The organism is Nocardioides ginkgobilobae (genome assembly GCF_054781275.1).
The window spans coordinates 132,541-156,091 of sequence record NZ_BAAGUS010000004.1; the positions used below are offsets into that span (position 1 = coordinate 132,541).

Below are 23,551 nucleotides of genomic sequence, written 5' to 3' on the forward strand. Positions count from 1 at the left end.
GGCGAACGACGGAAACAGTAGCCCATGGCCCAGACCGCGCCAAATCCGGGTCACCACGGCGTTTCGGCCCCCTGACAGGACCGTGAACAGCCCGCTGACCAGCGGCTTACAGTGACCGCCATGCACGCCTGGGTGGACGGTTCCCTGCTCCTCGACCCGACCGCCGCAGCGGTCCGCGTCACCGACCACGGCCTCACCGTCGGCGACGGGGTCTTCGAGTCGGTCAAGGTCGTCGACGGCCGGCCGTTCGCCCTCGGCCCGCACCTGGACCGGCTCGAGCGCAGCGCCCTCGGCCTCGGTCTCGAGGCACCGGACCGCCCGCTGGTGGAGGAGGGCGTGCGGGCCGTGCTGGACGCCGAGCACCTGCCGCTCGGGCGGTTGCGCATCACCGTCACCGGAGGGCCCGCGCCCCTGGGCTCCGGCCGGGGGGACGAGGGCCAGACCGTGGTGGTGGTGGCCGTCCCCATGGCGCCCGCCGCCGCCTCGGCGGCAGTCGTCACCGTGCCCTGGCCCCGCAACGAGCGCGGCGCGACCGCCGGGCTCAAGACGACGTCGTACGCCGAGAACGTCATCGCCCTCGCCCACGCCCAGCGACAGGGAGCCGACGAGGCGTTGCTGGCCAACACCGTCGGCGACCTGTGCGAGGGCACCGGCTCCAACGTCTTCTACGTGACCGACGGCGAGCTGCGGACCCCCACGCTGGCCAGCGGCTGCCTGGCCGGGGTGACCCGTGCGCTCGTGCTCGAGTGGTGCGGGGGAGTCGAGGTCGACGCGCCCCTGGCCGAGGTGGCGGCGGGTGCTTCGGAGGTCTTCCTGGTCTCGACCACCCGTGACGTGCAGCCCGTGCTGCGCTGGGACGGTCGGACGTGGGACCACCCGGGGCCGCTCACCCTCGAGGTCGCGCGCACGTGGGCGCTGAGGAAGCCCGAGGGCTTCTGAGGACTTCTGAGGGTGAGGGCTGCCGGGGCTCAGGCGCCCTGGAGCAGGTCGGCCACCAGCGCGTCGAGGTCCAGGTGGTCGGACTCGGTGCCGAGCGGCACCAGCGCGAGCGTGCGGGCCAGGAAGTCGTCGAGCTCGGCCATGTCCAGCCGCAGCACCAGCCGCCCGCCCGGCGCCTGGAGTCGGATGACCACCGCGTCGTCCAGGTCAGGGGTCAGGGCCGGCCAGACCATGACGTCGCCGTCGCCGGTCGGGCTGCCGGCCCCCACGACCAGCAGCTCGCGGGCGACCATCCAGGTCACGTCGCCCTCGGCGGTGTGGAAGACCAGCGCGACGGCGTACGGGTCCTGGGGGTCGTAGGTCAGCGAGACCGGCACCTCGCCGCCGCGCTCGCCGGGGACCTCCAGGGACACCATGCGCACCTCGCTGACCAGCACCGTCACCGGGCCGGTCACGTGGCCGTGGGTGGGGTCGGGGTGGTTGTGCATCGGTCCTCCTGGCTGTCGTCTCTGGCGGGGAGACGTGCTTCCGATCGGCCCATGACGCGGAATCCTGCGGAGTTTCTCCAGGTGCTCGACGCCGATGCGGAGCAGGGGTGCGCCATGCGCTACAGTCGGCCACCGCACGGGCGATTGGCGCAGTGGTAGCGCGCTTCGTTCACACCGAAGAGGTCACTGGTTCGAACCCAGTATCGCCCACCCTTGCTTGGCACCTGAGTGGTAGCGCGGCTCTGCCGATCGCATCGAAGAGGTCACTGGTTCGAATCCGGTATCCCCCACCGACACGGAGCCGTACGCAGACGCGTGCGGCTCTGTTCCTTTGCTGCCATGGTGAGGACATGCGCCGCCGACTCCTCGCGTCCGCCGTCCTCCCGTTCGCCCTCGCCGTGACCCTGACCGCGTGCGGCTCCGAGAGTGCGGACCCCGGCACCGAGGTCGCGACCGACTCCGCCGGCGCCTCGCCCACGGCGTCAGAGGAGCCCTCGGAGCAGCCCGAGCCCAGCAGCGAGCCCAGCGCCGAGCCGTCCGTGGACCCGGACCCCGCGGTGGTCGAGGGGCTGGACCTGGCCTTCGACGCCGATGCGCTCACGATGACGCTGGAGGTGCCGGAGCTGGTCGCCAGCGACCGGCTGCTGGTGCTCTACCGCTGGCAGACCCGCGACGTGCGGGTGGCGGTCGAGACCACCCTCGTCGGGGACGAGCCGGTCGTGCGCGGGGTGTGGAGCGACGGCAGCGCCGAGATGAGCGGCAAGGTCCAGGACGTCGAGGCCGACTGGGACCTCGCGGGCGGCACCGTGACGATCACCCTGCGCGAGCGACTCAACGGCGACCGGGCCGAGGTGTCGGCGACCGGGCTGGGTCCGAAGGACCGCTACGCGACGGAGCAGTCGGCGTACGCCGTCACCGAGGCTGTCGAGCGCGGCTGACCCGCACCGCTCCCGAGGCGCGGCGAGAGCGACCCGATATCGGGTGGGGTGGCGCTGCGGCCGCTCGATACCCTGCTCGGACGCCCCGACCACGGGGACCCCCGCAGCAGAGGAGCACCACCGTGTCCGAGATGAGCATCGTCCGCGTCCACGCCGGGGAGCGTCAGGACCGGACGGTCACCACGGGCACGAAGGCGTGGGAGCTGTTCGCCGACGACACCGAGGTCGTCGCCGCGCGGGTGGGCGCCCCCGGTCAGGAGAAGAGCCTGAAGGACCTCTCCTACGTGCTCGTGGACGGCGACGAGGTCGAGTCGGTCCCGATCGACAGCAAGGACGGCCACGACATCCTGCGCCACTCCTGCGCGCACGTGATGGCCCAGGCCGTCCAGCAGCTCTACCCCGAGGCCAAGCTCGGCATCGGCCCGCCGATCACCGACGGCTTCTACTACGACTTCGACGTCGAGACCCCCTTCGTGCCGGAGGACCTCGCCAAGATCGAGACCGCGATGCGCAAGATCATCAAGGAGGGCCAGCGCTTCGAGCGCCGGGTCACCACCGATGCCGACGCGATCGACGAGCTGCAGGACGAGCCGTACAAGATCGAGCTGATCGGGCTCAAGGGCTCCGGCAACGCCGAGGACGCCGCCGAGGGGGCGAGCGCCGAGGTGGGCGCCGGAGAGCTGACGATCTACGACAACGTGCGCCGCAACGGCGAGGTGGCCTGGTCCGACCTGTGCCGCGGTCCGCACCTGCCGACCACCAAGCGGATCCCCGCCTTCAAGCTGATGCGGTCCGCGGCGGCGTACTGGCGCGGCAACGAGAAGAACAAGCAGCTCCAGCGCATCTACGGCACCGCGTGGGAGTCCAAGGAGGCGCTCGAGGCGCACCTGCACCGGATCGAGGAGGCCGAGCGGCGCGACCACCGCAAGCTCGGGCGCGACCTGGACCTCTTCTCCTTCCCCGACGAGATCGGCTCCGGCCTCGCGGTCTTCCACCCCAAGGGCGGGGTGATCAAGCGGGTCATGGAGGACTACGTCCGCCAGCGCCACATCGAGGAGGGCTTCGAGTACGTCGGCACCCCGCACCTGACCAAGGACCAGCTCTTCTACACCTCGGGCCACCTGCCGTACTACGCGGACACCATGTTCCCGCCCATGGAGTTCGAGGGCAGCAACTACATGGTCAAGCCGATGAACTGCCCCATGCACAACCTCATCTACCGCTCGCGCGGCCGGTCCTACCGCGAGCTGCCGCTGCGGCTCTTCGAGTTCGGCTCGGTCTACCGCTACGAGAAGTCCGGCGTCGTGCACGGCCTGACCCGCGTGCGTGGCCTGACCCAGGACGACTCGCACTCCTACGTCACCGCCGAGCAGGCGCCGGGCGAGATCAAGCACCTGCTCGACTTCGTGCTCGGCCTGCTGCGCGACTTCGGGATCGACGACTTCTACCTCGAGCTCTCGACCCGCGACGACTCCAAGCCCGACAAGTTCGTCGGCTCCGAGGAGGACTGGGCGGTCGCCACGAAGGTGCTCGAGGACGTGGCGGTCGCCTCGGGCCTGGAGCTCGTGCCCGACCCCGGAGGCGCGGCCTTCTACGGACCCAAGATCTCCGTCCAGGCACGCGACGCCATCGGGCGCACCTGGCAGATGTCGACCATCCAGTACGACTTCAACCAGCCGGCCCGCTTCGAGCTGGAGTACAACGGGGCCGATGGCGCCAAGCACCAGCCGGTGATGATCCACTCGGCCAAGTTCGGCTCCCTGGAGCGGTTCTTCGGCGTGCTCGTCGAGCACTACGCCGGGGCCTTCCCCCCGTGGCTGGCCCCGGTGCAGGTGGAGGCGATCCCGATCGCCGAGCGGCACCACGACTACCTCCACGACATCGCGCGCCGCATGAAGGTGCAGGGCCTGCGGGTCGAGGTCGACGACTCCGACGACCGGATGCAGAAGAAGATCCGCAACGCGCAGCTGCAGAAGGTGCCGTTCATGATGATCGCCGGCGACGACGACGTCGAGGCGGGCGCGGTGTCCTTCCGCTACCGCGACGGCCGCCAGGACAACGGCGTCCCGGTCGAGGAGGCGATCGCCCGGGTCGCCGCGGCGGTGGCCTCGCGCGAGCAGGTCTGACGCGGCGGGTCTCGTGGCTCGCTCTGCTCGCACCTCGACCGGCGGGCGAGCGAGCCTGCTGGTGGTGCTCGTCCTGGCGCTCTCGGCGTGCGGGGGCGGGAGTGAGGACGCGGCCCTCCCCGAGGTGGTCGCGACCGAGCGCCCCTCGGGCGCGCCCGCGCCGTTCCCCGCCATCGGGGAGGACTCCGACGAGGGCCGGGTCGGCGCCGACGGGCTCGCGCTGGCCGACGTCGAGGCGATGCGCGACCTCGCCGCGCTGGCCGAGGGGCTGGCGGGCGAGCAGCCCGCCGTGCCCGCACGCGACGGCAGCCCCGTGCTCGGCGGGGACGTGTCGTGGCCGCAGTGCCCGCCCGGCCTCGGCATCCCGCAGCGGCGCACGCTGGGCCTGCCCATGCCCCTGCCCTCGGCGGAGTACGTCGTCGTCGGGCTCACCAACGGTCCCGGCTTCTACCCCAACCCCTGCCTGGCCGACCAGGTCGCGTGGGTGCGCGAGCGGGGCCTGCTGATCTCGGCGTACGCCGTCCTGAGCTACCCCGACCGCGCGGCACTGGAGCGCTTCGGCGACGACGGCCCCTTCGACGGGGCCACCCCGCTGGGAGCCCTGCGCAACATCGGCTACCAGCAGGCGCTCTACAACATCCGCTCGATGCGGGCGGCCGGCCTCGAGACCCCCTTCGTGTGGCTGGACGTCGAGCCCGTGGCGCTCTTCGAGTGGTCCGACGACCCGGTGGCGAACGCGGCGGTGGTCGAGGGGAGCCGGCGCGGCTACGAGGACGCCGGCTACCGCGTGGGCGTCTACTCCACGCCGTACCTCTGGGAGCAGATCGTGGGCGACCTCTCGCTCGGCGTGCCCGAGTGGCGGGCGGCGGGGGAGAGCGGACGCGAGGAGGCGCTCTCCCGCTGCGGCCCCGAGTGGTCGATCCAGGGCGGCGAGCCCGTGATGGGCCAGTGGCTGGAGGACGACCGCGACCTCAACCTGACCTGTCCGGGCATCTCGCGGGACCTCGGGCGGTGGTTCGGGGTTACTGACGGGTAACACTAAATGCGACACGATGTCGCGCATACCCTTGTTTCCGGACGTCGTGTCGCAGTAACGTGCTGTCAACGCTCCACCCCAGCCCAGACGACGACGTCCCGAGCCACGAGGTGACCCGACGATGACCGCGATGCAGATCCCCATCCAGCTGCCCACCGCCGCGCCGACCTACGAGCAGCGCCTGCAGACCCTGTCCGAGGCCTCCGTGCACCAACACTTCGACGCCTTCAAGGACATCGCCTGGGACGACCCGGCCTACGCCATCGACCCGACGGACCCGCGCTGGATCCTGCCGAAGGCCGACGTGCTGGGCCGCACCGAGTGGTACCAGTCGCTGCCGCAGGCCGAGCAGGTCCGGATCGGGCTCTACCGCCAGGCCAACGTGACCAAGGTCGGCCTGCAGTTCGAGCAGATCCTCATCGCCGGGCTGATGAACTACGCCTTCTCGCTGCCCAACGGCTCCGCGGAGTTCCGCTACTCCACGCACGAGGCGACCGAGGAGTGCCACCACACCCAGATGTTCCAGGAGTTCGTGAACCGCTCGGGCCAGCCGGTCCAGGGTGGCTCGCTGCTCTTCCGCGCCGTCGCGCCGTTCCTCCCCCTGGCCGCCAAGTGGGTGCCGTTCGGCTTCTTCTACGGCGTGCTCGCGGGCGAGGAGCCGATCGACCACGTGCAGAAGTCGATCCTGCGCGCGGGCAACGACATGCACCCGCTGCTGCAGCGGATCATGCAGATCCACGTCGCCGAGGAGGCCCGCCACATCGGCTTCGCGCACCAGTACCTCGAGCACAAGGCCCCGCGGCTCAAGCGCGGCGAGCGGATCGTGCTGAGCCTGCTCGTGCCGGTCATCATGAAGTGGCTGTGCAACGAGATCCTCGTGCCGAGCAAGAAGGCGCGCAAGGACATGGGCATCCCGAAGCACGTGATGAAGGAGGTCTACTGGGACTCCCCGGAGTCGCAGAAGTTCCTGCGCGACCTGTTCGGCGACGTGCGGATGCTGGCCGAGAGCACCGGGATGATGAACCCCGCCTCCAAGCGCGTGTGGCGCGCGATGGGCATCGACGGCCGGCCCTCGCGGTTCCGCAGCGAGCCCGCGTCCGCGGCCGCCTGACCAGGCCCCGCCCGAGAGCCTCCGGGGGAGCGCCGTGCCGTACGTCGTCACCCAGTCCTGCTGCTCCGACGCCTCGTGCGTCGTGGCCTGCCCGGTCAACTGCATCCACCCCGCGCCCGGTGAGCCGGACTTCGCGACCGCAGAGATGCTCTACATCGACCCGGCCGGCTGCGTGGACTGCGGCGCCTGCGCCACGGCCTGCCCGGTCGACGCGATCAAGCCGCACACGCTGCTGACCGCCGCCGAGCAGCCGTTCCTCGGGCTGAACGCGGAGTACTACCAGGTCTTCCCGCACGCCGACCGCACCCCGGTCGCGGTCGTCCCGCCGCAGCGTCGCCTGCGCTCGGACCGGCCCGTCCGGGTGGCGGTCGTGGGCGCCGGGCCCGCCGGTCTGTACGCCGCCGACGAGCTGCTCAAGCACCCCGAGCTCTCCGTGGACGTGCTCGACCGGCTGCCCACGCCGCACGGGCTGGTCCGGGCCGGGGTCGCACCCGACCACCAGCACACGAAGCAGACCCAGCGGCTCTTCGCCCAGGTCGAGGAGCTGCCCGGCTTCCGCTACCTGCTCGGTGTCGAGGTGGGCCGGGACGTGACCCGCGCCGAGCTCGACGAGCGCTACGACGCGGTCGTGTGGACCGTCGGCGCCTCGGCCGACAAGCCGCTGCGCGTGCCCGGCGAGGACCTCCCGGGCTCGCTCTCGGCCACCGAGGTCGTCGGTTGGTACAACGGTCACCCCGACCACCAGGACCTCGCCGTCGACCTGTCCTCGCCCACGGGCCGGGTCGTGGTCGTCGGCAACGGCAACGTCGCCCTGGACGTGGCCCGCGTGATGACGCTGGACCCCGAGCTGCTGCGCGGCACCGACGTCGCCGGCCTGCCCTGGACCGTCCTCGCGCAGAGCGCCGTGCGCGAGGTGGTCGTGCTCGGCCGTCGCGGGCCGGCCCAGGCCGCCTTCACCCTGCCCGAGCTCGTGGGCCTGGTCGGCCTGGTCGACCAGGGCCTGCTCGACGTCGTCGTCGACCTCGGCGGCGAGCCGCTGCCCGCGGACACGCCGGTCGGTCGGGTGCTCGCCCTGCTGCCGTCGTACGACGCCGGCGTGCCGGTCGACCCCGCGCGGCGCCGGATCGTGCTGCGCTTCCTCGCCCAGCCGGTCGCCGTCCTGGGCGAGACCCGGGTCGAGGCGGTCGAGGTCGAGCGCACCCGGCTGGTCGCGGGTGCCGACGGTGCGGTGCGCGCCGAGGGGACAGGGGAGACCGAGCTGCTGGAGTGCGGACTGGTGCTGCGCGCGGTCGGCTACCACGGACGCGAGGTCACCGACCTGCCATACGACCCGGCCACCGGCACCGTCCCGAGCGACCACGGTCGGGTCGAGCCCGGCACCTACGTCGCCGGCTGGGTCAAGCGCGGTCCGTCGGGCTTCATCGGCACCAACAAGTCCTGCGCGCAGGAGACGGTGGACCGTCTGCTCGACGACCTCGACGCCGGCACCACCAGCCCGCCGACGCGCGATGCCGACGACCTGCCCGCGCTGCTCGCCAGCCGCGGCGTCACGGTCCTCGACCTCGCCGACTGGCGCGCCATCGACGCCGAGGAGCGCCGTCGCGGCGCGGCCAGCGGACGGGTCCGGGCCAAGATCGTCGACCGCGAGGAGATGCTCCGGGTCGCGGTGGCCGCCCGGCGCGGCCCGGCGAAGCCCGAGCGGGGGCGCGCCCGGTACTCTTCGGGACCGAGGGTGCGCAGCCCACGCTGAGGCGCCCGCCACGCGCCACCGTCCCGAGGGGAGCCCGATGCCGACCAGCCCGCCACGGCCGGACGGACGTCAGGCCCGCTGGGACCGGCACAACCAGGAGCGTCGCCAGCGCATCCTCGACGCCGCCATCGCCGTCGTCGAGAGCGGTGAGCCGGGCGCCGAGGTGCACGTCCAGCAGATCGCCGAGCAGGCCGGCCTGAGCCGCACGGTGGTCTACCGGCACTTCGCCGACCGCTCCGACCTCGACCGGGCCGTGCAGACGGCGATCGTCGACGACCTGTCGGGCGAGCTGCTGCCGGCGGTCACCCTCGAGGGCACGATCCCGCAGATCATCGAGCGGATCGTCTCCACCTACGTCTCCTGGGCCGTGGCCCACCCCGCGCTGCACCGGCTGGCCGAGCAGGACTCCTCCGTCGACGGCACCGGCCCGCTCCAGCAGGGCATCGAGAAGATCGCGCACCAGGTCGTCGAGCTGATCTCGACCGCCGTCGAGCTGCTGGGCGTCGAGATGTCCCAGGACGAGGCCGACGCGGTCGACCCCCTGGTCTTCGGGCTCGTCGGCGCGGTCTTCAGCGCTGTACGCCGCTGGATGGCGCGCCCCGAGCGGGCACCCTCGGCGCCGGTGCTGGTCTCGCTCGTGACCGACTCGGTCTGGTACATCCTCGACGGCCACGCCCGCTCGCTCGGCCTCGAGCTGCACCGCGACCAGCCGGTCGACGAGCTGCTCGCCTCGGCGGCCCAGGACCAGTCGGCCCAGGACCAGTCGGCCCAGGACCGCGTGTGAGCCTGCACCAGGACGGCGTGGGGGAGTCCGACCACCTCGACCGGCTCTGGACCCCGCACCGCATGGCCTACATCCGCGGCGAGAACAAGCCCGCCGACGCCACCTCGGACCAGTGCCCCTTCTGCCGCGTCCCGAGCCTCTCCGACGACGAGGGGCTGGTCGTGCGCCGGGGCCGGCTGGCCTTCGTGCTCCTCAACCTCTACCCCTACTCGCCGGGGCACCTCATGGTCTGCCCCTACCGGCACGTCGCCGACTACACCGAGACCACCGACGAGGAGGCCGCCGAGATCGCCGACCTCACGCGCGCGGCCATGCGCACGGTGCGGCACGTCTCCAGGGCGGGCGGGTTCAACCTCGGCATGAACCAGGGCGAGGTCGCCGGCGCCGGTATCGCCGCCCACCTGCACCAGCACGTCGTGCCACGCTGGCCCGGCGACCAGAACTTCATGCCGATCATCGGGCGCACCAAGACCCTGCCCGAGCTGCTCGGCGACACCCGGGCGCTGCTGGCCGACGCCTGGCGGTGACCCGCGAGGCGACGGCTGCTCAGTGCTGCTCGCTCAGCGCTTCTTGCCCAGCTGTGCCACGGGGTCGACCGCGTCGGACCCCGCCGCCTTGGCGCGCTTGTCGGCGCGCTTCTCCTTGATGGACTTCCCCTTGGGGGACTTGCCGTGCCCGGGCGACTTGTCGCTCATGTGCGGACCCTCTGCTGGGGGGCCTGGATGGCCCCGTCCCACGACCCTACGCGCACATGCCGCCGTCACCTGCGTGTCACGTGCCGGACGGGGAGGATGGCTAGCCTTCCCGGGTGAGCGATCGCAGGTCCGCAGCAGCCGATGACCGTGCCCTGGCCGTCGAGATCGTGGAGCGCGCGGCGGCCGTGGCCGCCGAGCAGCGCACGCGCGGCCTGCAGACCCGCAGCAAGACCTCGCTGTCGGACGTCGTGACCAACGCCGACCACGCCGCCGAGGAGCTCGTCGCCGCCCTGCTGCTGGCGCAGCGGCCCCAGGACGGGCTCGTGGGGGAGGAGGGGACCGCGCGCCCCTCGTCGTCGGGCCGCACCTGGGTGGTCGACCCGGTCGACGGCACCTACAACTTCGCCCAGGGCCTGGACTGGTGGTGCACCGCGCTGGCCCTCTGCGAGAACGGGTCCGACGGGGACGTCCCGGTGCTCGGGGCGGTGCGCCACGAGGCCACCGCCACGACGTACGTCGGGGGCCGCGACGTCCCGCCGACCCGCAACGGCGTGGCGATGGCGCCGCTGGAGGACCGGGCCCTGGCCGGCTCCTGCGTGGCGACGTACCTCCACCCGCCGTACCTCGGCACCCTCGTCGGCGAGGCGTTCGCCCGCGTCGTGGGGCGGGCGGCGACGCTGCGGATGCTCGGCTCGGGCACCCTCGACGCCATGGCCGTGGCCGAGGGCCGGCTGCACCTGGTCTGCCAGCACAGCGTGCCGGCGTGGGACTGGCAGCCGGGCGCGGCGATCCTCACCACCCTCGGCGGGTCGGTGCGCCACGTCGAGGCCGCCGGCCGCACGTGGTACCTCGCCGGGGTGCCCACGGCGGTGGCCGAGGCCGCCGACGCGCTGCTCGGCCTCCAGGGGCCGTAGGGTCAGCGCCGTGTTGGACAGGTTCAAGGGGTTCTGGCAGGGCGTCGTGCTGATGCCGTTCGTGCGGCTCTTCATCCGGCTGGGCGTCAGCCCGGACGCCGTGACGCTCGTCGGCACCCTGGGTGTGGCCGCCGGCGCGCTGGTCTTCTTCCCCCAGGGGATGCTGCTGACCGGCGTGCTGGTCATCACCGCCTTCGTCTTCAGCGACCTCGTCGACGGGGCGATGGCCCGCCAGCTGGGCCGCTCCTCCAAGTTCGGCGCCTTCTGGGACTCCACGCTCGACCGGATCGGCGACGGCGCGGTCTTCGGCGGCCTGGTGCTCTACTTCGCCGGCGACGGCGACTCCCGGCTCTACCTGTCGCTGTCGCTCTACTGCCTGGTCATGGGCTCGGTGACCTCCTACGCCCGCGCCCGCGCGGAGTCCCTCGGGATGGACGCCAAGGGCGGGCTGGCCGAGCGTGCCGACCGGCTCGTGCTCATCCTCGTCGCGACCGGGCTCGGGGCGATCTTCGACCTGCCGGTCCTGATGTACGCCGCCCTGTGGATCCTTGCCTTCGCGAACACCTACACCGTCGTCTTCCGGATCCTCAAGGTCCGCCGCCAGGCGCTGGCCCTCGACGCCGCGGCGCCCCCGTCCGCGTGACGCTCCCGACGTGGGGTCGTGCGGCCCGGCGCCGTACGATCTGAGGCATGGCCGACACGCACGAGACCCCCGCCGCGAGCACCCCCGAGCAGAGCGCCGGCACCGGCACCACCCGCGTCAAGCGGGGCATGGCCGAGATGCTCAAGGGCGGCGTGATCATGGACGTGGTCAACGCCGAGCAGGCGAAGATCGCCGAGGACGCCGGCGCCGTGGCCGTCATGGCGCTCGAGCGGGTCCCGGCCGACATCCGCGCCCAGGGCGGCGTCTCGCGCATGAGCGACCCCGACATGATCGACGGCATCATCGAGGCCGTCTCGATCCCGGTCATGGCCAAGGCGCGCATCGGGCACTTCATGGAGGCCCGGGTCATCCAGAGCCTCGGCGTGGACTACATCGACGAGTCCGAGGTGCTGACCCCGGCCGACTACGCCAACCACATCGACAAGTGGCAGTTCACCGTGCCCTTCGTCTGCGGCGCCACCAACCTGGGCGAGGCTCTGCGCCGCATCACCGAGGGCGCGGCGATGATCCGCTCCAAGGGCGAGGCCGGCACCGGCGACGTCTCCAACGCCGTCACCCACATGCGCACCATCCTCGGCGAGATCCGCCGCCTCGGCGCCCTGACCGAGGACGAGCTCTACGTCGCGGCCAAGGAGCTGCAGGCGCCCTACGAGCTGGTCCGCGAGGTCGCCACCACCGGCAAGCTCCCCGTCGTCCTGTTCACGGCCGGCGGTATCGCCACCCCGGCCGACGCCGCGATGATGATGCAGCTCGGCGCCGACGGCGTCTTCGTGGGCTCGGGCATCTTCAAGTCCGGCAACCCGGCCCAGCGCGCCGAGGCCATCGTCAAGGCCACGACCTTCCACGACGACCCGGCGATGGTCGCCAAGGTCTCGCGTGGCCTCGGCGAGGCCATGGTCGGCATCAACGTCGAGGACATCCCGCAGCCGCACCGCCTGGCCGAGCGCGGCTGGTGAGCACCGGCCCCGAGCAGCGCGCCCGGCCCCGGAGTCAGCGCAGCTCGGGGCAGTCCAGCTGCTCCCGGTCGGTGCTCGACAGGGCGTCGTAGTCGCCCACGAGGTCCAATGCCGTGCCGGCAGGCGTGACCTCGGTGAGGTACGCGCGGAAGTCGTACTGCCGGTCGGTCCAGTAGACCTGCGGCTCGCCCCCGTCGAGGAGCGAGTAGGTCCCGCTCGCCGGACCCATCAGCTCCTCCAGCTCCCCACGGTCCATCCCGGTCCGAAGGTCGCACCAGCGCTCGACCCAGCGCCGGGTCGCCGGGCTGCTGAGGGTGCGCGGCTCCTCCGAGAGCACCCGCCAGGCCGCGCGCTGGTACTCCAGCTCCACCGTGACCGCGCTCGCCCCGAACCCGACCGCCAGCACCGCCTTCTCCCCGGTCAGCGTCGTCGTCTCCACCGAGACCGGGCCGGTCTCGCGCTGCGGGTCCTCCCACAGCAGCGCCTCGAAGCCCGTGCACGGGTCGCCGAGCCGGGCCCTGCCGACCAAGATCGCCTCCTGCCGCAGCGCGATGGTGAGCTCCGGGTGCTGGATCGCGCACGCGAGCTCCGCGTCCCGGGCCGCGAGCGCGCCCAGCCAGGCGAGGTACGCCGCCTGCGCCTCGTCCTCCGGCTGGACCGTCCCTGCCCCGGCCGGGTCCTCGGTCGCCGTCGGCGCGGCCGTCGCGGTCCCCGGAGCCACCGACGCCAACGGTCTCGGGGTCGTGGCCGTCCCGTCGTCGCTGCAGGCCCCGAGCGGCGCCAGTGAGAGCAGCAGCGCGGTCACCGGGACCACCCGTCGGGGGAGCACCCGCCCAGCCTAGGCTCATCCGGTGTCCTCCTCGTCCCCGTTCGTCGGCGTGCTGTCCCTGCAGGGTGACGTCCGGGAGCACGCCGCCGCGCTCGAGCGCCTCGGCGTGGCCACGACCCGGGTGCGCCGCCCCGAGGAGCTGGCCGCCGTCGACGCGCTGGTGCTGCCCGGCGGGGAGTCCACGACCATCGCGCGGCTGGCCCGCACGTTCGAGCTGCTCGAGCCGCTCCGGGCGCGCATCCGCGCCGGCCTGCCGGTCCTGGGCACCTGTGCCGGGATGATCCTCCTCGCCGACCGGGTCCTCGACGGGGCGCCGGGCCAGGAGACCTTCGGCGGCATCGACATGACCGTGCGGCGCAACGCCTTCGGTCGTCAGGTCGACTCCTTCGAGGGGCCGGTCCGGGTCGAGGGGCTGGCCGAGCCCGTCCACGGCGTCTTCATCCGGGCGCCCTGGGTCGAGGAGGTCGGCCCCCACGTGCAGGTGCTGGCCCGCATCGACCACGACAGCACCGCGGGAGCGGCCGCCGGTAGGATCGTCGCGGTCCGCCAGGGGAACCTGGTGGCGACGTCGTTCCACCCCGAGGTGGGGGAGGACTCCCGGGTGCACGGCCTGTTCGTGGACCTGGTCCGAGGCTCCTGAGGGCCTCCCGAGAGCGGAGAAGGAAGAGGCATGTCCGGGCACTCCAAGTGGGCGACCACGAAGCACAAGAAGGCCGCGATCGACGCCAAGCGCGGCAAGCTGTTCGCCAAGCTGATCAAGAACATCGAGATCGCCGCGAAGATGGGCGGCCCCGACCCGGCCGGCAACCCGACGCTCTACGACGCCATCCAGAAGGCCAAGAAGCAGTCGGTCCCCAACAAGAACATCGACTCCGCGGTCAAGCGCGGCGGCGGCCTCGAGGGCGGCGGGGTCGACTACGAGACGATCATGTACGAGGTCTACGGCCCCCAGGGCGTCGCCCTGCTCGTGGAGTGCCTCACCGACAACCGCAACCGCGCCGCGATGGAGGTCCGCACCGCGGTGACCCGCAACGGCGGCACGATGGCCGACCCGGGCTCGGTCTCGCGCCTGTTCGAGCGCAAGGGCGTCGTCGTGGTGCCGAAGTCCCAGGAGGCCAAGGAGGTCTCCGAGGACGACGTGCTCGAGGCGACGCTGGACGCCGGCGCCGAGGAGGTCAAGGACCACGGCGACAGCTTCGAGGTCCAGTCCGGTCCCTCCGACGTGGTCGCGGTCCGCACCTCGCTGCAGGACGCCGGCATCGATTACGACTCCGCCGAGGTCCAGTTCGTCGCCCAGCTCGACATCCCCGTGGGCGAGCCCGACGTGGCGGCGAAGGTCTTCAAGCTGGTCGACGCCGTTGACGACCTCGACGACGTGCAGAACGTCTTCACCAACGCCGACATCCCCGACGAGGTCATGGAGGCAGCGGATCTCTGACCCGGCGGAGCCGGGTCGGAGACCATCGGTGGTCGAGCGAGCGGCGTGGGTGAGGAACGGACCCGCGACCCGCGTGTCGAGACCCGGTCGTGTCCCGGACACGGTCTAGCGTTGCGAACACACGTTCGACCGCTGACGAGGGAGGTGCCCCGGGTGCGCGTGCTGGGGATCGACCCGGGCCTGACCCGTTGCGGCATGGGCGTCGTCTCCGGCTCCGTGGGGCGCCCGCTGGACCTGGTCGACGTCAACGTCATCCGCACCAGCTCCGACCTGCCGGTCGCGCAGCGCCTGGTGAGCATCGAGAAGGGCATCGACGCCTGGATCGAGGAGCACCGCCCCGACGCCGTGGCGGTGGAGCGGGTCTTCGCCCGCTCCGACGTCAGCACGGTCATGGGCACCGCCCAGGCCAGCGGGATCGCCCTGGTGTGCGCGGCCCGCCGAGGGCTCCCCGTCGCGCTCCACACCCCCAGCGAGGTCAAGGCCGCGGTCTCCGGCAGCGGTCGGGCGACCAAGGACCAGGTCGGCCTCATGGTCACCCGGATCCTGCGCCTGGACAGCCCGCCGAAGCCGGCCGACGCGGCCGACGCGCTGGCGCTGGCCATCACCCACATCTGGCGCGGAGGCGCCCAGGCCCGCCTGGAGCAGGCCCGGCTCGAGCAGCTGGCCCGTGCGCGCACCGCCACCACGAGCAGAGGAGCAGCCCGCCGATGATCGCCTACGTCCGCGGCCCGGTCGCCGCCGTCACCCTGTCCACCGCCGTCGTCGAGGTCGGCGGCCTCGGGCTCGAGCTGCTGTGCACACCGGGCACGCTGGCGACGCTCTCGCCGAAGGTCGGCACCGGCCAGACCGCGACGCTGCCCGCCTCCCTGGTCGTCCGCGAGGACTCCCTGACCCTCTTCGGGTTCCTCGACGAGGACGAGCGCACCTGCTTCGAGCTGCTGCAGACCGCCAGCGGCGTCGGGCCCAAGCTGGCCCAGGCGATGCTGGCCGTGCTCGGCCCCGACGACCTGCGCCGGGCCGTCGGCTCCGAGGACGTCAAGACCCTCACCCGGGTGCCGGGCATCGGCCAGAAGGGCGCCCAGCGCATCATCCTCGAGCTCAAGGACCGGATCGGCGCCCCGGTCGGCCAGCGCCCGGTGGCGGCCGCCGTCCCCGCCGAGGCGTGGCGTGACCAGGTGCGCCAGGGCCTGCAGGGCCTGGGCTGGTCGGTCAAGGACGCCGACCGCGCGGTCGACGAGGTCGCGCCCACCGCGGGCGAGGCGCCCGACGTCGCCTCGCTGCTCCGTGCCGCCCTGCGCACGCTGTCGAGGGCGTGAGCCGCGTGCACGAGGACACCCGTCACGACGGCCGGCACGACCTCGACCCCCTCGACCCGCTCGTGCGGGGCGAGCACGACCACCTCCGCTCGCTCGTGGCCGCGGAGGCGGACGGTGACGAGCGTGCCGTGGAGGCCGCGCTGCGCCCGCGCAGCCTGGAGGAGGTCGTGGGCCAGCACCGCGTGCGCGACCAGCTCGGGCTGGTGCTCGAGGCGGCGCGGCTGCGCGGCCGCGCCCCCGACCACGTCCTGCTCTCGGGCCCGCCCGGCCTCGGCAAGACCACCCTGGCGATGATCATCGCCCACGAGATGGGCGCCCCGCTGCGGCTCACCAGCGGCCCCGCGATCACCCACGCCGGGGACCTCGCGGCCATCTTGTCGGGGATGAACGAGGGCGACGTGCTCTTCATCGACGAGATCCACCGCATGTCGCGCCCCGCCGAGGAGATGCTCTATATGGCGATGGAGGACTTCCGGGTCGACGTCGTCATCGGCAAGGGGCCCGGCGCGACCGCGATCCCGCTCGACATCCCGCCCTTCACCCTCGTCGGGGCCACCACCCGGGCGGGGCTGCTCCCGGGCCCGCTGCGCGACCGCTTCGGCTTCACCGCCCAGCTGGAGTTCTACGACCCTGCCGACCTCGACCTAATCGTCCACCGCTCGGCCCGGCTGCTGGACGTCGCGCTCACCGCCGACGGCGCCGCCGAGATCGCCTCCCGCTCGCGCGGGACCCCGCGCATCGCCAACCGGTTGCTGCGCCGGGTGCGCGACTACGCCCAGGTGCGCGCCGACGGTCTGGTCACCCGCGACGTGGCAGAGCGTGCGCTGGACCTCTACGAGGTCGACCCGCTCGGGCTGGACCGCCTGGACCGAGGGGTCCTCGACGCCCTGTGCCGTCGTTTCGGCGGGGGACCAGTGGGCATCTCCACCTTGGCCGTGGCGGTCGGGGAGGAGCGCGAGACCGTCGAGGAGGTCGCCGAGCCGTTCCTGGTCCGCCTGGGCTTCCTCGCCCGCACCCCGCGCGGACGGGTCGCGACGCCTGCCGCCTGGACGCACCTCGGTCTCGCGGTGCCGCCGTCCGCCGCGCAGGGTGGCGACCCCGCGTTGTTCGACGCGGAGTAGCCCGCGGTTACACTTCCCGACGGCCGTCCCCCGGGGCGGCCGTTGTCCACCCACACCCTCGCCTGAGAGGTACGTCGTCGTGCAGGACCTCGCGGCACTCCTGCCGTTCCTGGCCATCGCCCTCATCTTCTGGCTCCTCCTGATCCGGCCGCAGCAGCGGCGGGCCAAGCAGCTCCAGTCGATGCAGCAGGCACTGGACGTGGGCGACGAGGTGATGCTGACCTCGGGTGTCCTGGGCACGCTCACCTCGGTGGACGACGAGACGATCGGGCTCGAGATCGCCCCCGGCGTGACCATCAGGGTCGCGCGCGGTGCGGTCGGTCGCCGGATCGACGAGCCCCGGACCGACGAGCTCGGGACCGACGAGCCAGGGGAGCGGCCGACGCCGACCCCGGAGGAGAACTGACGTACATGGCACGCAACATGGTCCGGCCGGGTCGCACCCTCGTGGTGTTCTTCCTGGCCCTGGCGGTCGCCTTCGGCCTGGTGGCACTCGCCGGGTCCTGGAAGCCGCAGCTGGGGCTCGACCTCCAGGGCGGCACCCGCATCACGCTGGTCGCCGCCAACGAGGACGTCGAGTCCGACAGCCTCGAGGAGGCCCGCCAGATCATCGACGACCGGGTCAACGGCTCCGGTGTGGCCGAGGCCGACGTCGTCACCGAGGGTGGCGACATCATCGTCGTCGAGATCCCCGGTGAGAACAGCCGCGACCTCGTCGAGACCGTGCAGCGCACGGCCCAGCTGCGCTTCCGCCTGGTCGCCTGCTCCACCGTCGACGGGCGGTGCAGCACCACCACCGGCCTGCCCGAGGGGCTGCCGGAGGGTCTGGACGTGGAGTCCCTCACCCCGGGCGCCGGAGGCGAGCAGGGCGGCCAGCAGGACGGCCAGCAGGACGGCCAGCAGGACGGCCAGCAGGACGGCACCCAGGGCAACAACCGCGCGGCGCTCGGTGCGTGGGCGCGGATGTCCGGTGAGTCGACCAGCCCCAGCCCCAGCGCGTCCCCCCAAGAGGGCGACCAGGGCAACGGCCAGGGTGGCGACCAGGGCAACGGCCAGGGTGGCGACCAGGGCAACGGCCAGGGTGGCGGCCAGGCTGGCGACCAGGGCGACCCCTACGAGGCCTGCGTCGCCGCGGCGGCCGAGGACGAGCTGACCGAGCGCCCGCTGGAGTGGATCGACAACCCGACCACCGCCTGCGTGGACGCCTTCAACGCCTTCGTCGCTTCCGGCGGCTGCCAGGACCCGGGAGCGGTCTCCGTCATGGAGGACACCCCGGCCGCGCCGCTCATCACCTGCGACGAGGACGGCATCGCCTACCTCCTGTCGGCCTCCATGATCGAGGGCACCGACCTCGACGACGCCGGCGCTGCCATCCCGCAGAACCAGGTCAACTACGTCGTCACCCTCTCCTTCAACGGCGCGGGCACCGACACCTTCGGCGAGATCTCCACCGCCCTGGTCGGCACCGAGAAGCAGTTCGCGATCGTGCTCGACGGGCAGGTGCTCTCCGCCCCCACGATGGAGGGCCGGATCCTCGACGGCAACGCGCAGATCAGCGGCGACTTCACCGAGACCACCGCCAACAGCCTGGCCACCAGCCTGCGCTACGGCTCGCTGCCCATCGAGTTCGAGGACGACGTCTCGGTCGAGACCATCGGCCCCTCGCTCGCCGGCGACCAGCTCTCCGCGGGTCTGTGGGCCGGCGGGCTGGGCCTGGCGCTGGTGATGATCTACTGCCTGATCTACTACCGCGGGCTCGGCCTCGTGGTGCTGGGCTCCCTGGCCGTGGCTGCCGCCGCGACGTACGCCGCGGTGCTGCTGCTCAGCGAGACGGCCGGCTTCACGCTGACGCTGCCGGGCATCGCGGGCTTCATCATCGCCGTGGGTGTCACCGCCGACTCCTTCATCCTCTTCTTCGAGCGCATCCGTGACGAGATGCGTGACGGGAAGTCGATGCGGGTCGCGGTGGAGAGCGGCTGGCGTCGTGCCCGGGTCACCCGGCTCGCGGCCAACACGGTCTCCCTGCTCTCCGCGCTGGTGCTCTACATCTTCGCGACCGGTGCGGTGAAGGGCTTCGGCTTCGCCCTGGGCCTCTCGACGATCATCGACCTGCTGGTGCTCTTCTTCTTCACGCGGCCGGCCGTCTCGTACCTCGCGCGCTACCGCTTCTTCAACGGGGGCGGGCGCCTGTCCGGCCTGAGTCCCGAGACCCTCGGCATGGACCGCGTGCCGGCTGGAGGTAAGGCCTGATGGGCAAGTTCTCCCGGCTCGGCAACGAGCTCTACAACGGGCGGAAGTCGATCGACTTCGTCAACCGTCGTCCGCTCTGGTACGCCATCTCGCTGGTCCTGGTCGGCGCGGCACTCGCCGTCGTCCTCATCAAGGGCCTCAACTTCGGCATCGAGTTCACCGGCGGCACGCAGTACCGCGTCCCGCTGGCCGCCTCCGACGTCACCCAGGACAACGCCGACGAGCTGCGCGCCGCGATCGCCGACGCCGGCATCGAGGGTGCCGACACCCCGGTGGTCACCACCTCCGGCCAGTCGATCCTCATCCAGGTCGAGGACCTGACCCCCGAGGCCAGCGACTCCGTCGTCGAGGTCATCACCAGCACCGTCCCGGTGAGCGACCAGATCTCCCAGGACGAGATCGGCGCCAGCTGGGGCACCCAGGTCGCCCAGCGGGCCGCGCTCGGCGTGGGCGTGTTCCTCGTCCTGGTGATGATCTTCATCGCCCTCTACTTCCGTGAGTGGAAGATGTCGGTGGCCGCGCTCGCCGCACTGGCCCACGACATCGCCATCACCGTCGGGGTCTACGCCCTCTCCGGCTTCCCCGTGACGCCCTCGGCGGTCACCGGTCTGCTGGCGATCCTCGGCTTCTCGCTCTACGACACCGTCGTTGTCTTCGACAAGGTCCGCGAGAACACCCGTGAGTTCCGCCGTCCCGGCCAGACCTACTCCGACGCGGCGAACCTCGCGGTCAACCAGACGCTGGTGCGCTCGATCAACACCGGCATCGTGGCCCTCATCCCGATCGGCGCGATCCTCTACGTCAGCGCCGTCCAGCTGGGTGCCTCCTCGCTGCAGGACCTCGCGCTCTCGCAGTTCGTCGGCATGGCCGCGGGCGTCTACTCCTCCGTGGTGCTGGCGCCGCGCATCCTGGTGCACCTGAAGTCGGGGGAGAAGGACATCGCCGAGCACGAGAACCGCGCGGCCGCCCGGCTTCGTCGGGCCGACCGCTACGCGACGGTGCCGAGCTTCGCCGAGGACATGCCGATCGCCAACGACCCCGGCAGCGCCCCGCCCTCGGAGGACGGCACCGCCCCGGCGCCCGCCCGCCAGGCCCCGCCGCCCGTGACCACCCACGAGCCGATGGGTCGTGGACGCAACGTGCCCAAGACCCGGGGCGAGGTGGGGCAGAGCGGTGCCGCCGGGCGCCAGCAGCCCAGCCGCAAGCCCCGCTCGCAGCGCGGCAAGAAGTAGGGACCACCCGGTGACCGACGCCCTCGACCGGGCGCGCGAGGCGCTCGCGCGCCTGGTCGTGGACGTGCCCGACCACCCCGAGCCGGGTGTGGTCTTCAAGGACATCACCCCGGTGCTGGCCGACCCCGCCGGCCTGTCGGCCGTCGTGGCCGGGCTGGCCTCGGCAGGCGTGCACCCCGACGGCGCTCCCCGGGTCGACGTCGTGGTCGGCATGGAGGCGCGGGGCTTCATCCTCGCCGCCCCCGTCGCCCTGGCCCTCGGTGCCGGTTTCGTCCCGGTGCGCAAGGCCGGCAAGCTGCCGCGCGAGGTGCACGCGGTCTCCTACGACCTGGAGTACGGCTCCGCCACCCTCGAGCTGCACCGCGACGCCGTGGCGCCGGGGGACCGGGTGCTGCTGGTCGACGACGTGCTCGCCACCGGCGGCACCGCCCGGGCCACGGCCGACCTGGTCGAGGCGTGCGGAGCGACTGTCGTCGGGGTCGCGGTCCTGATGGACCTCGCGTTCCTCCCGTGGCGCGAGGCGCTCGGGGACGTCGAGGTCACCAGCCTGCTCACCGTCGGCTGAGACCTCTCCTGGCCGGGCGACGACGGCTCGGACGCCCCTGCTCCTAGACTGCTCCCATGTCGGAGGAGCGCACGTCCACGTCGGGTCCCAGGGTCCCGCCCCGACGCCCCGACCGGGCTGCCTCGGCCGAGCGCAGCGGGGAGTCGACGACCACCTCCGCCCGCAGCGTGCGGGCCCGGCTGGCCCGCATGGGCACGCGTACCCAGACCCACAACCCGGTGCTCGAGCCGCTCTTCCGCGCCGTCCGGGCCAACCACCCCAAGGCCGACCTGGCCCTCCTCGAGCGCGCCTACTCCACGGCGGAGGAGCTGCACGCCACGCAGATGCGCAAGAGCGGCGACCCCTACATCACGCACCCGCTGGCGGTCACGACGATCCTGGCGGGCATCGGCATGACCGAGCCGGTCCTGGTCGCGGCGCTGCTGCACGACACGGTCGAGGACACGCCGTACACCCTCGAGCAGCTCACCGAGGACTTCGGTGACGAGGTCGCGCGCCTGGTCGACGGGGTGACCAAGCTCGACAAGGTCGTCTACGGCGACTCCGCGCAGGCCGAGACGATCCGCAAGATGATCGTCGCGATGTCGCGCGACATCCGGGTGCTCGTCATCAAGCTGGCCGACCGGCTGCACAACATGCGCACGCTGCGGTTCGTGCCGCAGAAGAGTCAGGAGCGCACGGCCCGCGAGACCCTCGACATCTACGCCCCGCTGGCGCACCGGCTGGGCATGAACACCATCAAGTGGGAGCTGGAGGACCTCGCGTTCGCCACGCTGCACCCCAAGATCTACGACGAGATCGTGCGGATGGTCGCCGAGCGCGCCCCCTCGCGCGACCAGTTCATGGCCGAGGTGATCAGCCAGGTCGAGAACGACCTGCGCGAGGCCCGGATCAAGGCCAAGGTCACCGGGCGACCGAAGCACTACTACTCGATCTACCAGAAGATGATCCTGGGCGGTCGCGAGTTCTCCGACATCTACGACCTGGTCGGCATCCGGGTCCTCGTCGACGACGACCGCGACTGCTACGCCGTGCTCGGCGTGCTGCACTCGCGGTGGAACCCGGTCCTCGGCCGGTTCAAGGACTACGTCGCGATGCCGAAGTTCAACATGTACCAGTCGCTGCACACCACGGTGATCGGCCCTCAGGGCAAAGCCGTGGAGATGCAGATCCGCACCTTTGCGATGCACCGTCGCGCGGAGTACGGCGTCGCGGCCCACTGGAAGTACAAGGAGGACGGCCGCAACGGCGTCGACACCGAGAAGCGCGCCGAGGACACCCAGGACATGACGTGGGTCCGGCAGCTGCTGGACTGGCAGAACGAGGTCGAGGACCCGGGGGAGTTCCTGGAGTCCCTGCGCTTCGAGATCAACCGGGCCGAGACCTACGTCTTCACCCCGCGTGGAGACGTCATCGCCCTGCCCTCGGGCTCCACCCCGGTCGACTTCGCGTACGCCGTGCACACCGAGGTCGGCCACCGCACCATCGGTGCCCGGGTCAACGGGCGCCTGGTGCCGCTGGAGTCGACCCTCGACAACGGCGACGTGGTGGAGGTGTTCACCTCCAAGTCCCCGACCGCCGCCCCCTCGCGGGACTGGCTCGGTTTCGTGAAGTCCAACCGCGCCCGCTCCAAGATCCGCCAGTGGTTCACCAAGGAGCGGCGCGAGGAGTCGATCGAGCAGGGCAAGGAGCAGATCGCCAAGCTCATGCGCAAGGAGGGACTGCCGCTCAAGCGGCTGCTCACCCACGACTCGCTCACGCTGGTCGCCGAGCACTTCAAGCTCGGCGACGTCTCGGCGCTCTACGCCGCGGTGGGGGAGAGCAACCTGTCGGCGCAGGCGGTCGTCAAGCACGTCATCGACCTGCACGGCGGCACCGGCGGAGCCGAGGAGGACCTCGCCGAGGCCGTCACGATCACCGGGCGCCGCTCGCGGCGCAGCACGGCGCACGGCGACGCGGGTGTTGTGGTCAAGGGCGCCTCCGACCTGTGGGTGAAGCTGGCCAAGTGCTGCACCCCGGTGCCGCCCGACCCGATCCTGGGCTTCGTGACCAAGGGCGGGGGTGTCTCGGTGCACCGACGCGACTGCACCAACGCCTCGGACCTCGAGGCGCGACCCGAGAAGCTGCTCGAGGTCGAGTGGGCGCCGACCGAGTCCTCCACGTTCCTGGTCAACATCCAGGTCGAGGCGCTGGACCGGGCCCGGCTGCTCTCCGACATCACGATGGCGCTCTCGGACGCCCACGTGAACATCCTGTCGGCGAACCTCTCGACCACGCGCGACCGCGTGGCGAAGACCCGCTTCACCTTCGAGATGGCCGAGACCAAGCACCTCGACAACGTCCTGCGTGCGGTGCGCAACGTCCCGGGCGTCTTCGACGCCTACCGGGTGACGGGCTGA

The 23,551-nt window shown here is 72.1% G+C and carries 24 protein-coding genes and 1 tRNA gene; 22 read left to right on the forward strand and 3 right to left on the reverse strand.

Translation table 11 applies throughout. From position 1 onward, the window contains the following. Window positions 1–120 precede the first annotated feature (120 nt). Window positions 121–939, forward strand: a complete 819-nt coding sequence (locus ACYVID_RS05760; RefSeq protein ID WP_460735303.1) for an aminotransferase class IV — start codon at window positions 121–123, stop codon at window positions 937–939. A gap of 29 nt (window positions 940–968) precedes the next feature. Here the strand turns inward: ACYVID_RS05760 and ACYVID_RS05765 are convergent, their stop codons facing one another. Continuing rightward, window positions 969–1,427, reverse strand: coding sequence for an SsgA family sporulation/cell division regulator (locus ACYVID_RS05765; RefSeq protein ID WP_460735305.1), 459 nt, complete (start codon window positions 1,425–1,427; stop codon window positions 969–971). 138 nt (window positions 1,428–1,565) lie between these two features. Here ACYVID_RS05765 and ACYVID_RS05770 point away from each other — a divergent pair. The 8 genes from ACYVID_RS05770 (at window position 1,566) to ACYVID_RS05805 (ending at window position 9,699) form a co-directional block, all read left to right on the forward strand. Then, window positions 1,566–1,637, forward strand: a tRNA-Val gene (locus ACYVID_RS05770). 140 nt (window positions 1,638–1,777) lie between these two features. Then, window positions 1,778–2,365, forward strand: coding sequence for a hypothetical protein (locus ACYVID_RS05775; protein WP_460735307.1), 588 nt, complete (start codon window positions 1,778–1,780; stop codon window positions 2,363–2,365). A 131-nt stretch (window positions 2,366–2,496) separates the two neighbouring features. Next, on the forward strand, window positions 2,497–4,491 hold the full coding sequence (gene thrS / locus ACYVID_RS05780) for a threonine--tRNA ligase (RefSeq protein WP_460735490.1): 1,995 nt from the start codon (window positions 2,497–2,499) through the stop codon (window positions 4,489–4,491). 13 nt (window positions 4,492–4,504) lie between these two features. After that, window positions 4,505–5,527 (forward strand): glycoside hydrolase family 25 domain-containing protein, encoded by a 1,023-nt coding sequence (locus ACYVID_RS05785; protein ID WP_460735309.1) that lies wholly within the window; start codon window positions 4,505–4,507, stop codon window positions 5,525–5,527. Window positions 5,528–5,657: 130 nt separating this feature from the next. Continuing rightward, the gene (locus ACYVID_RS05790; protein ID WP_460735311.1) at window positions 5,658–6,638 is read left to right on the forward strand and encodes an AurF N-oxygenase family protein; all 981 of its coding nucleotides are present in this window, start codon (window positions 5,658–5,660) and stop codon (window positions 6,636–6,638) included. Window positions 6,639–6,672: 34 nt separating this feature from the next. Then, window positions 6,673–8,388: an FAD-dependent oxidoreductase gene (locus ACYVID_RS05795; RefSeq protein ID WP_460735313.1), complete on the forward strand. Its 1,716-nt coding sequence runs from the start codon at window positions 6,673–6,675 to the stop codon at window positions 8,386–8,388. Between the two features lie 37 nt (window positions 8,389–8,425). Next, a complete protein-coding gene (locus ACYVID_RS05800) occupies window positions 8,426–9,172 on the forward strand; it encodes a TetR/AcrR family transcriptional regulator (RefSeq protein WP_460735315.1) in 747 nt (248 codons plus the stop codon). Continuing rightward, window positions 9,169–9,699: an HIT family protein gene (locus tag ACYVID_RS05805; protein ID WP_460735317.1), complete on the forward strand. Its 531-nt coding sequence runs from the start codon at window positions 9,169–9,171 to the stop codon at window positions 9,697–9,699. The genes ACYVID_RS05800 and ACYVID_RS05805 overlap by 4 nt, the downstream gene beginning before the upstream one ends. Before the next feature lie 33 nt (window positions 9,700–9,732). Here ACYVID_RS05805 and ACYVID_RS05810 read toward each other — a convergent pair whose 3' ends face one another. Continuing rightward, a complete protein-coding gene (locus ACYVID_RS05810; protein ID WP_460735319.1) occupies window positions 9,733–9,867 on the reverse strand; it encodes a hypothetical protein in 135 nt (44 codons plus the stop codon). A gap of 113 nt (window positions 9,868–9,980) precedes the next feature. On the opposite strand from ACYVID_RS05810, the gene ACYVID_RS05815 reads away from it, so the two are divergent. The 3 genes from ACYVID_RS05815 to pdxS are packed head-to-tail and all read left to right on the forward strand — an operon-like array spanning window position 9,981 to window position 12,401. Further along, on the forward strand, window positions 9,981–10,781 hold the full coding sequence (locus ACYVID_RS05815; RefSeq protein ID WP_460735321.1) for an inositol monophosphatase family protein: 801 nt from the start codon (window positions 9,981–9,983) through the stop codon (window positions 10,779–10,781). A 52-nt stretch (window positions 10,782–10,833) separates the two neighbouring features. Continuing rightward, a complete protein-coding gene (pgsA, locus tag ACYVID_RS05820) occupies window positions 10,834–11,424 on the forward strand; it encodes a phosphatidylinositol phosphate synthase (protein WP_460735492.1) in 591 nt (196 codons plus the stop codon). 47 nt (window positions 11,425–11,471) lie between these two features. Then, the gene (gene pdxS, locus ACYVID_RS05825) at window positions 11,472–12,401 is read left to right on the forward strand and encodes a pyridoxal 5'-phosphate synthase lyase subunit PdxS (RefSeq protein WP_300643241.1); all 930 of its coding nucleotides are present in this window, start codon (window positions 11,472–11,474) and stop codon (window positions 12,399–12,401) included. A 34-nt stretch (window positions 12,402–12,435) separates the two neighbouring features. Here pdxS and ACYVID_RS05830 read toward each other — a convergent pair whose 3' ends face one another. Beyond that, window positions 12,436–13,230 (reverse strand): hypothetical protein, encoded by a 795-nt coding sequence (locus ACYVID_RS05830; RefSeq protein WP_460735323.1) that lies wholly within the window; start codon window positions 13,228–13,230, stop codon window positions 12,436–12,438. A 22-nt stretch (window positions 13,231–13,252) separates the two neighbouring features. Between ACYVID_RS05830 and pdxT the strand changes: the two genes are divergently transcribed. The 10 genes from pdxT (at window position 13,253) to ACYVID_RS05880 (ending at window position 23,551) form a co-directional block, all read left to right on the forward strand. Further along, on the forward strand, window positions 13,253–13,870 hold the full coding sequence (gene pdxT / locus ACYVID_RS05835; RefSeq protein ID WP_460735325.1) for a pyridoxal 5'-phosphate synthase glutaminase subunit PdxT: 618 nt from the start codon (window positions 13,253–13,255) through the stop codon (window positions 13,868–13,870). A gap of 30 nt (window positions 13,871–13,900) precedes the next feature. Next, window positions 13,901–14,668, forward strand: coding sequence for a YebC/PmpR family DNA-binding transcriptional regulator (locus ACYVID_RS05840; RefSeq protein WP_460735327.1), 768 nt, complete (start codon window positions 13,901–13,903; stop codon window positions 14,666–14,668). Window positions 14,669–14,821: 153 nt separating this feature from the next. After that, entirely contained in the window at window positions 14,822–15,379 is a 558-nt protein-coding gene (gene ruvC, locus ACYVID_RS05845; RefSeq protein ID WP_460735329.1) for a crossover junction endodeoxyribonuclease RuvC, read from the forward strand. Continuing rightward, window positions 15,376–15,984, forward strand: coding sequence for a Holliday junction branch migration protein RuvA (gene ruvA, locus ACYVID_RS05850; protein WP_460735331.1), 609 nt, complete (start codon window positions 15,376–15,378; stop codon window positions 15,982–15,984). The genes ruvC and ruvA overlap by 4 nt, the downstream gene beginning before the upstream one ends. 62 nt (window positions 15,985–16,046) lie before the next feature. Beyond that, window positions 16,047–17,105 carry a Holliday junction branch migration DNA helicase RuvB gene (gene ruvB / locus ACYVID_RS05855; protein WP_460735494.1) on the forward strand — a complete coding sequence of 353 codons (1,059 nt, stop codon included), beginning with the start codon at window positions 16,047–16,049 and terminating at the stop codon, window positions 17,103–17,105. 79 nt (window positions 17,106–17,184) lie between these two features. After that, the gene (yajC, locus tag ACYVID_RS05860) at window positions 17,185–17,511 is read left to right on the forward strand and encodes a preprotein translocase subunit YajC (protein ID WP_460735334.1); all 327 of its coding nucleotides are present in this window, start codon (window positions 17,185–17,187) and stop codon (window positions 17,509–17,511) included. A 5-nt stretch (window positions 17,512–17,516) separates the two neighbouring features. Beyond that, entirely contained in the window at window positions 17,517–19,355 is a 1,839-nt protein-coding gene (gene secD / locus ACYVID_RS05865) for a protein translocase subunit SecD (protein ID WP_460735335.1), read from the forward strand. Beyond that, window positions 19,355–20,587 (forward strand): protein translocase subunit SecF, encoded by a 1,233-nt coding sequence (gene secF / locus ACYVID_RS05870; protein ID WP_460735337.1) that lies wholly within the window; start codon window positions 19,355–19,357, stop codon window positions 20,585–20,587. The genes secD and secF overlap by 1 nt, the downstream gene beginning before the upstream one ends. A gap of 10 nt (window positions 20,588–20,597) precedes the next feature. Beyond that, window positions 20,598–21,152, forward strand: a complete 555-nt coding sequence (locus tag ACYVID_RS05875; RefSeq protein WP_460735338.1) for an adenine phosphoribosyltransferase — start codon at window positions 20,598–20,600, stop codon at window positions 21,150–21,152. A gap of 56 nt (window positions 21,153–21,208) precedes the next feature. Then, a complete protein-coding gene (locus ACYVID_RS05880) occupies window positions 21,209–23,551 on the forward strand; it encodes a RelA/SpoT family protein (RefSeq protein ID WP_460735340.1) in 2,343 nt (780 codons plus the stop codon).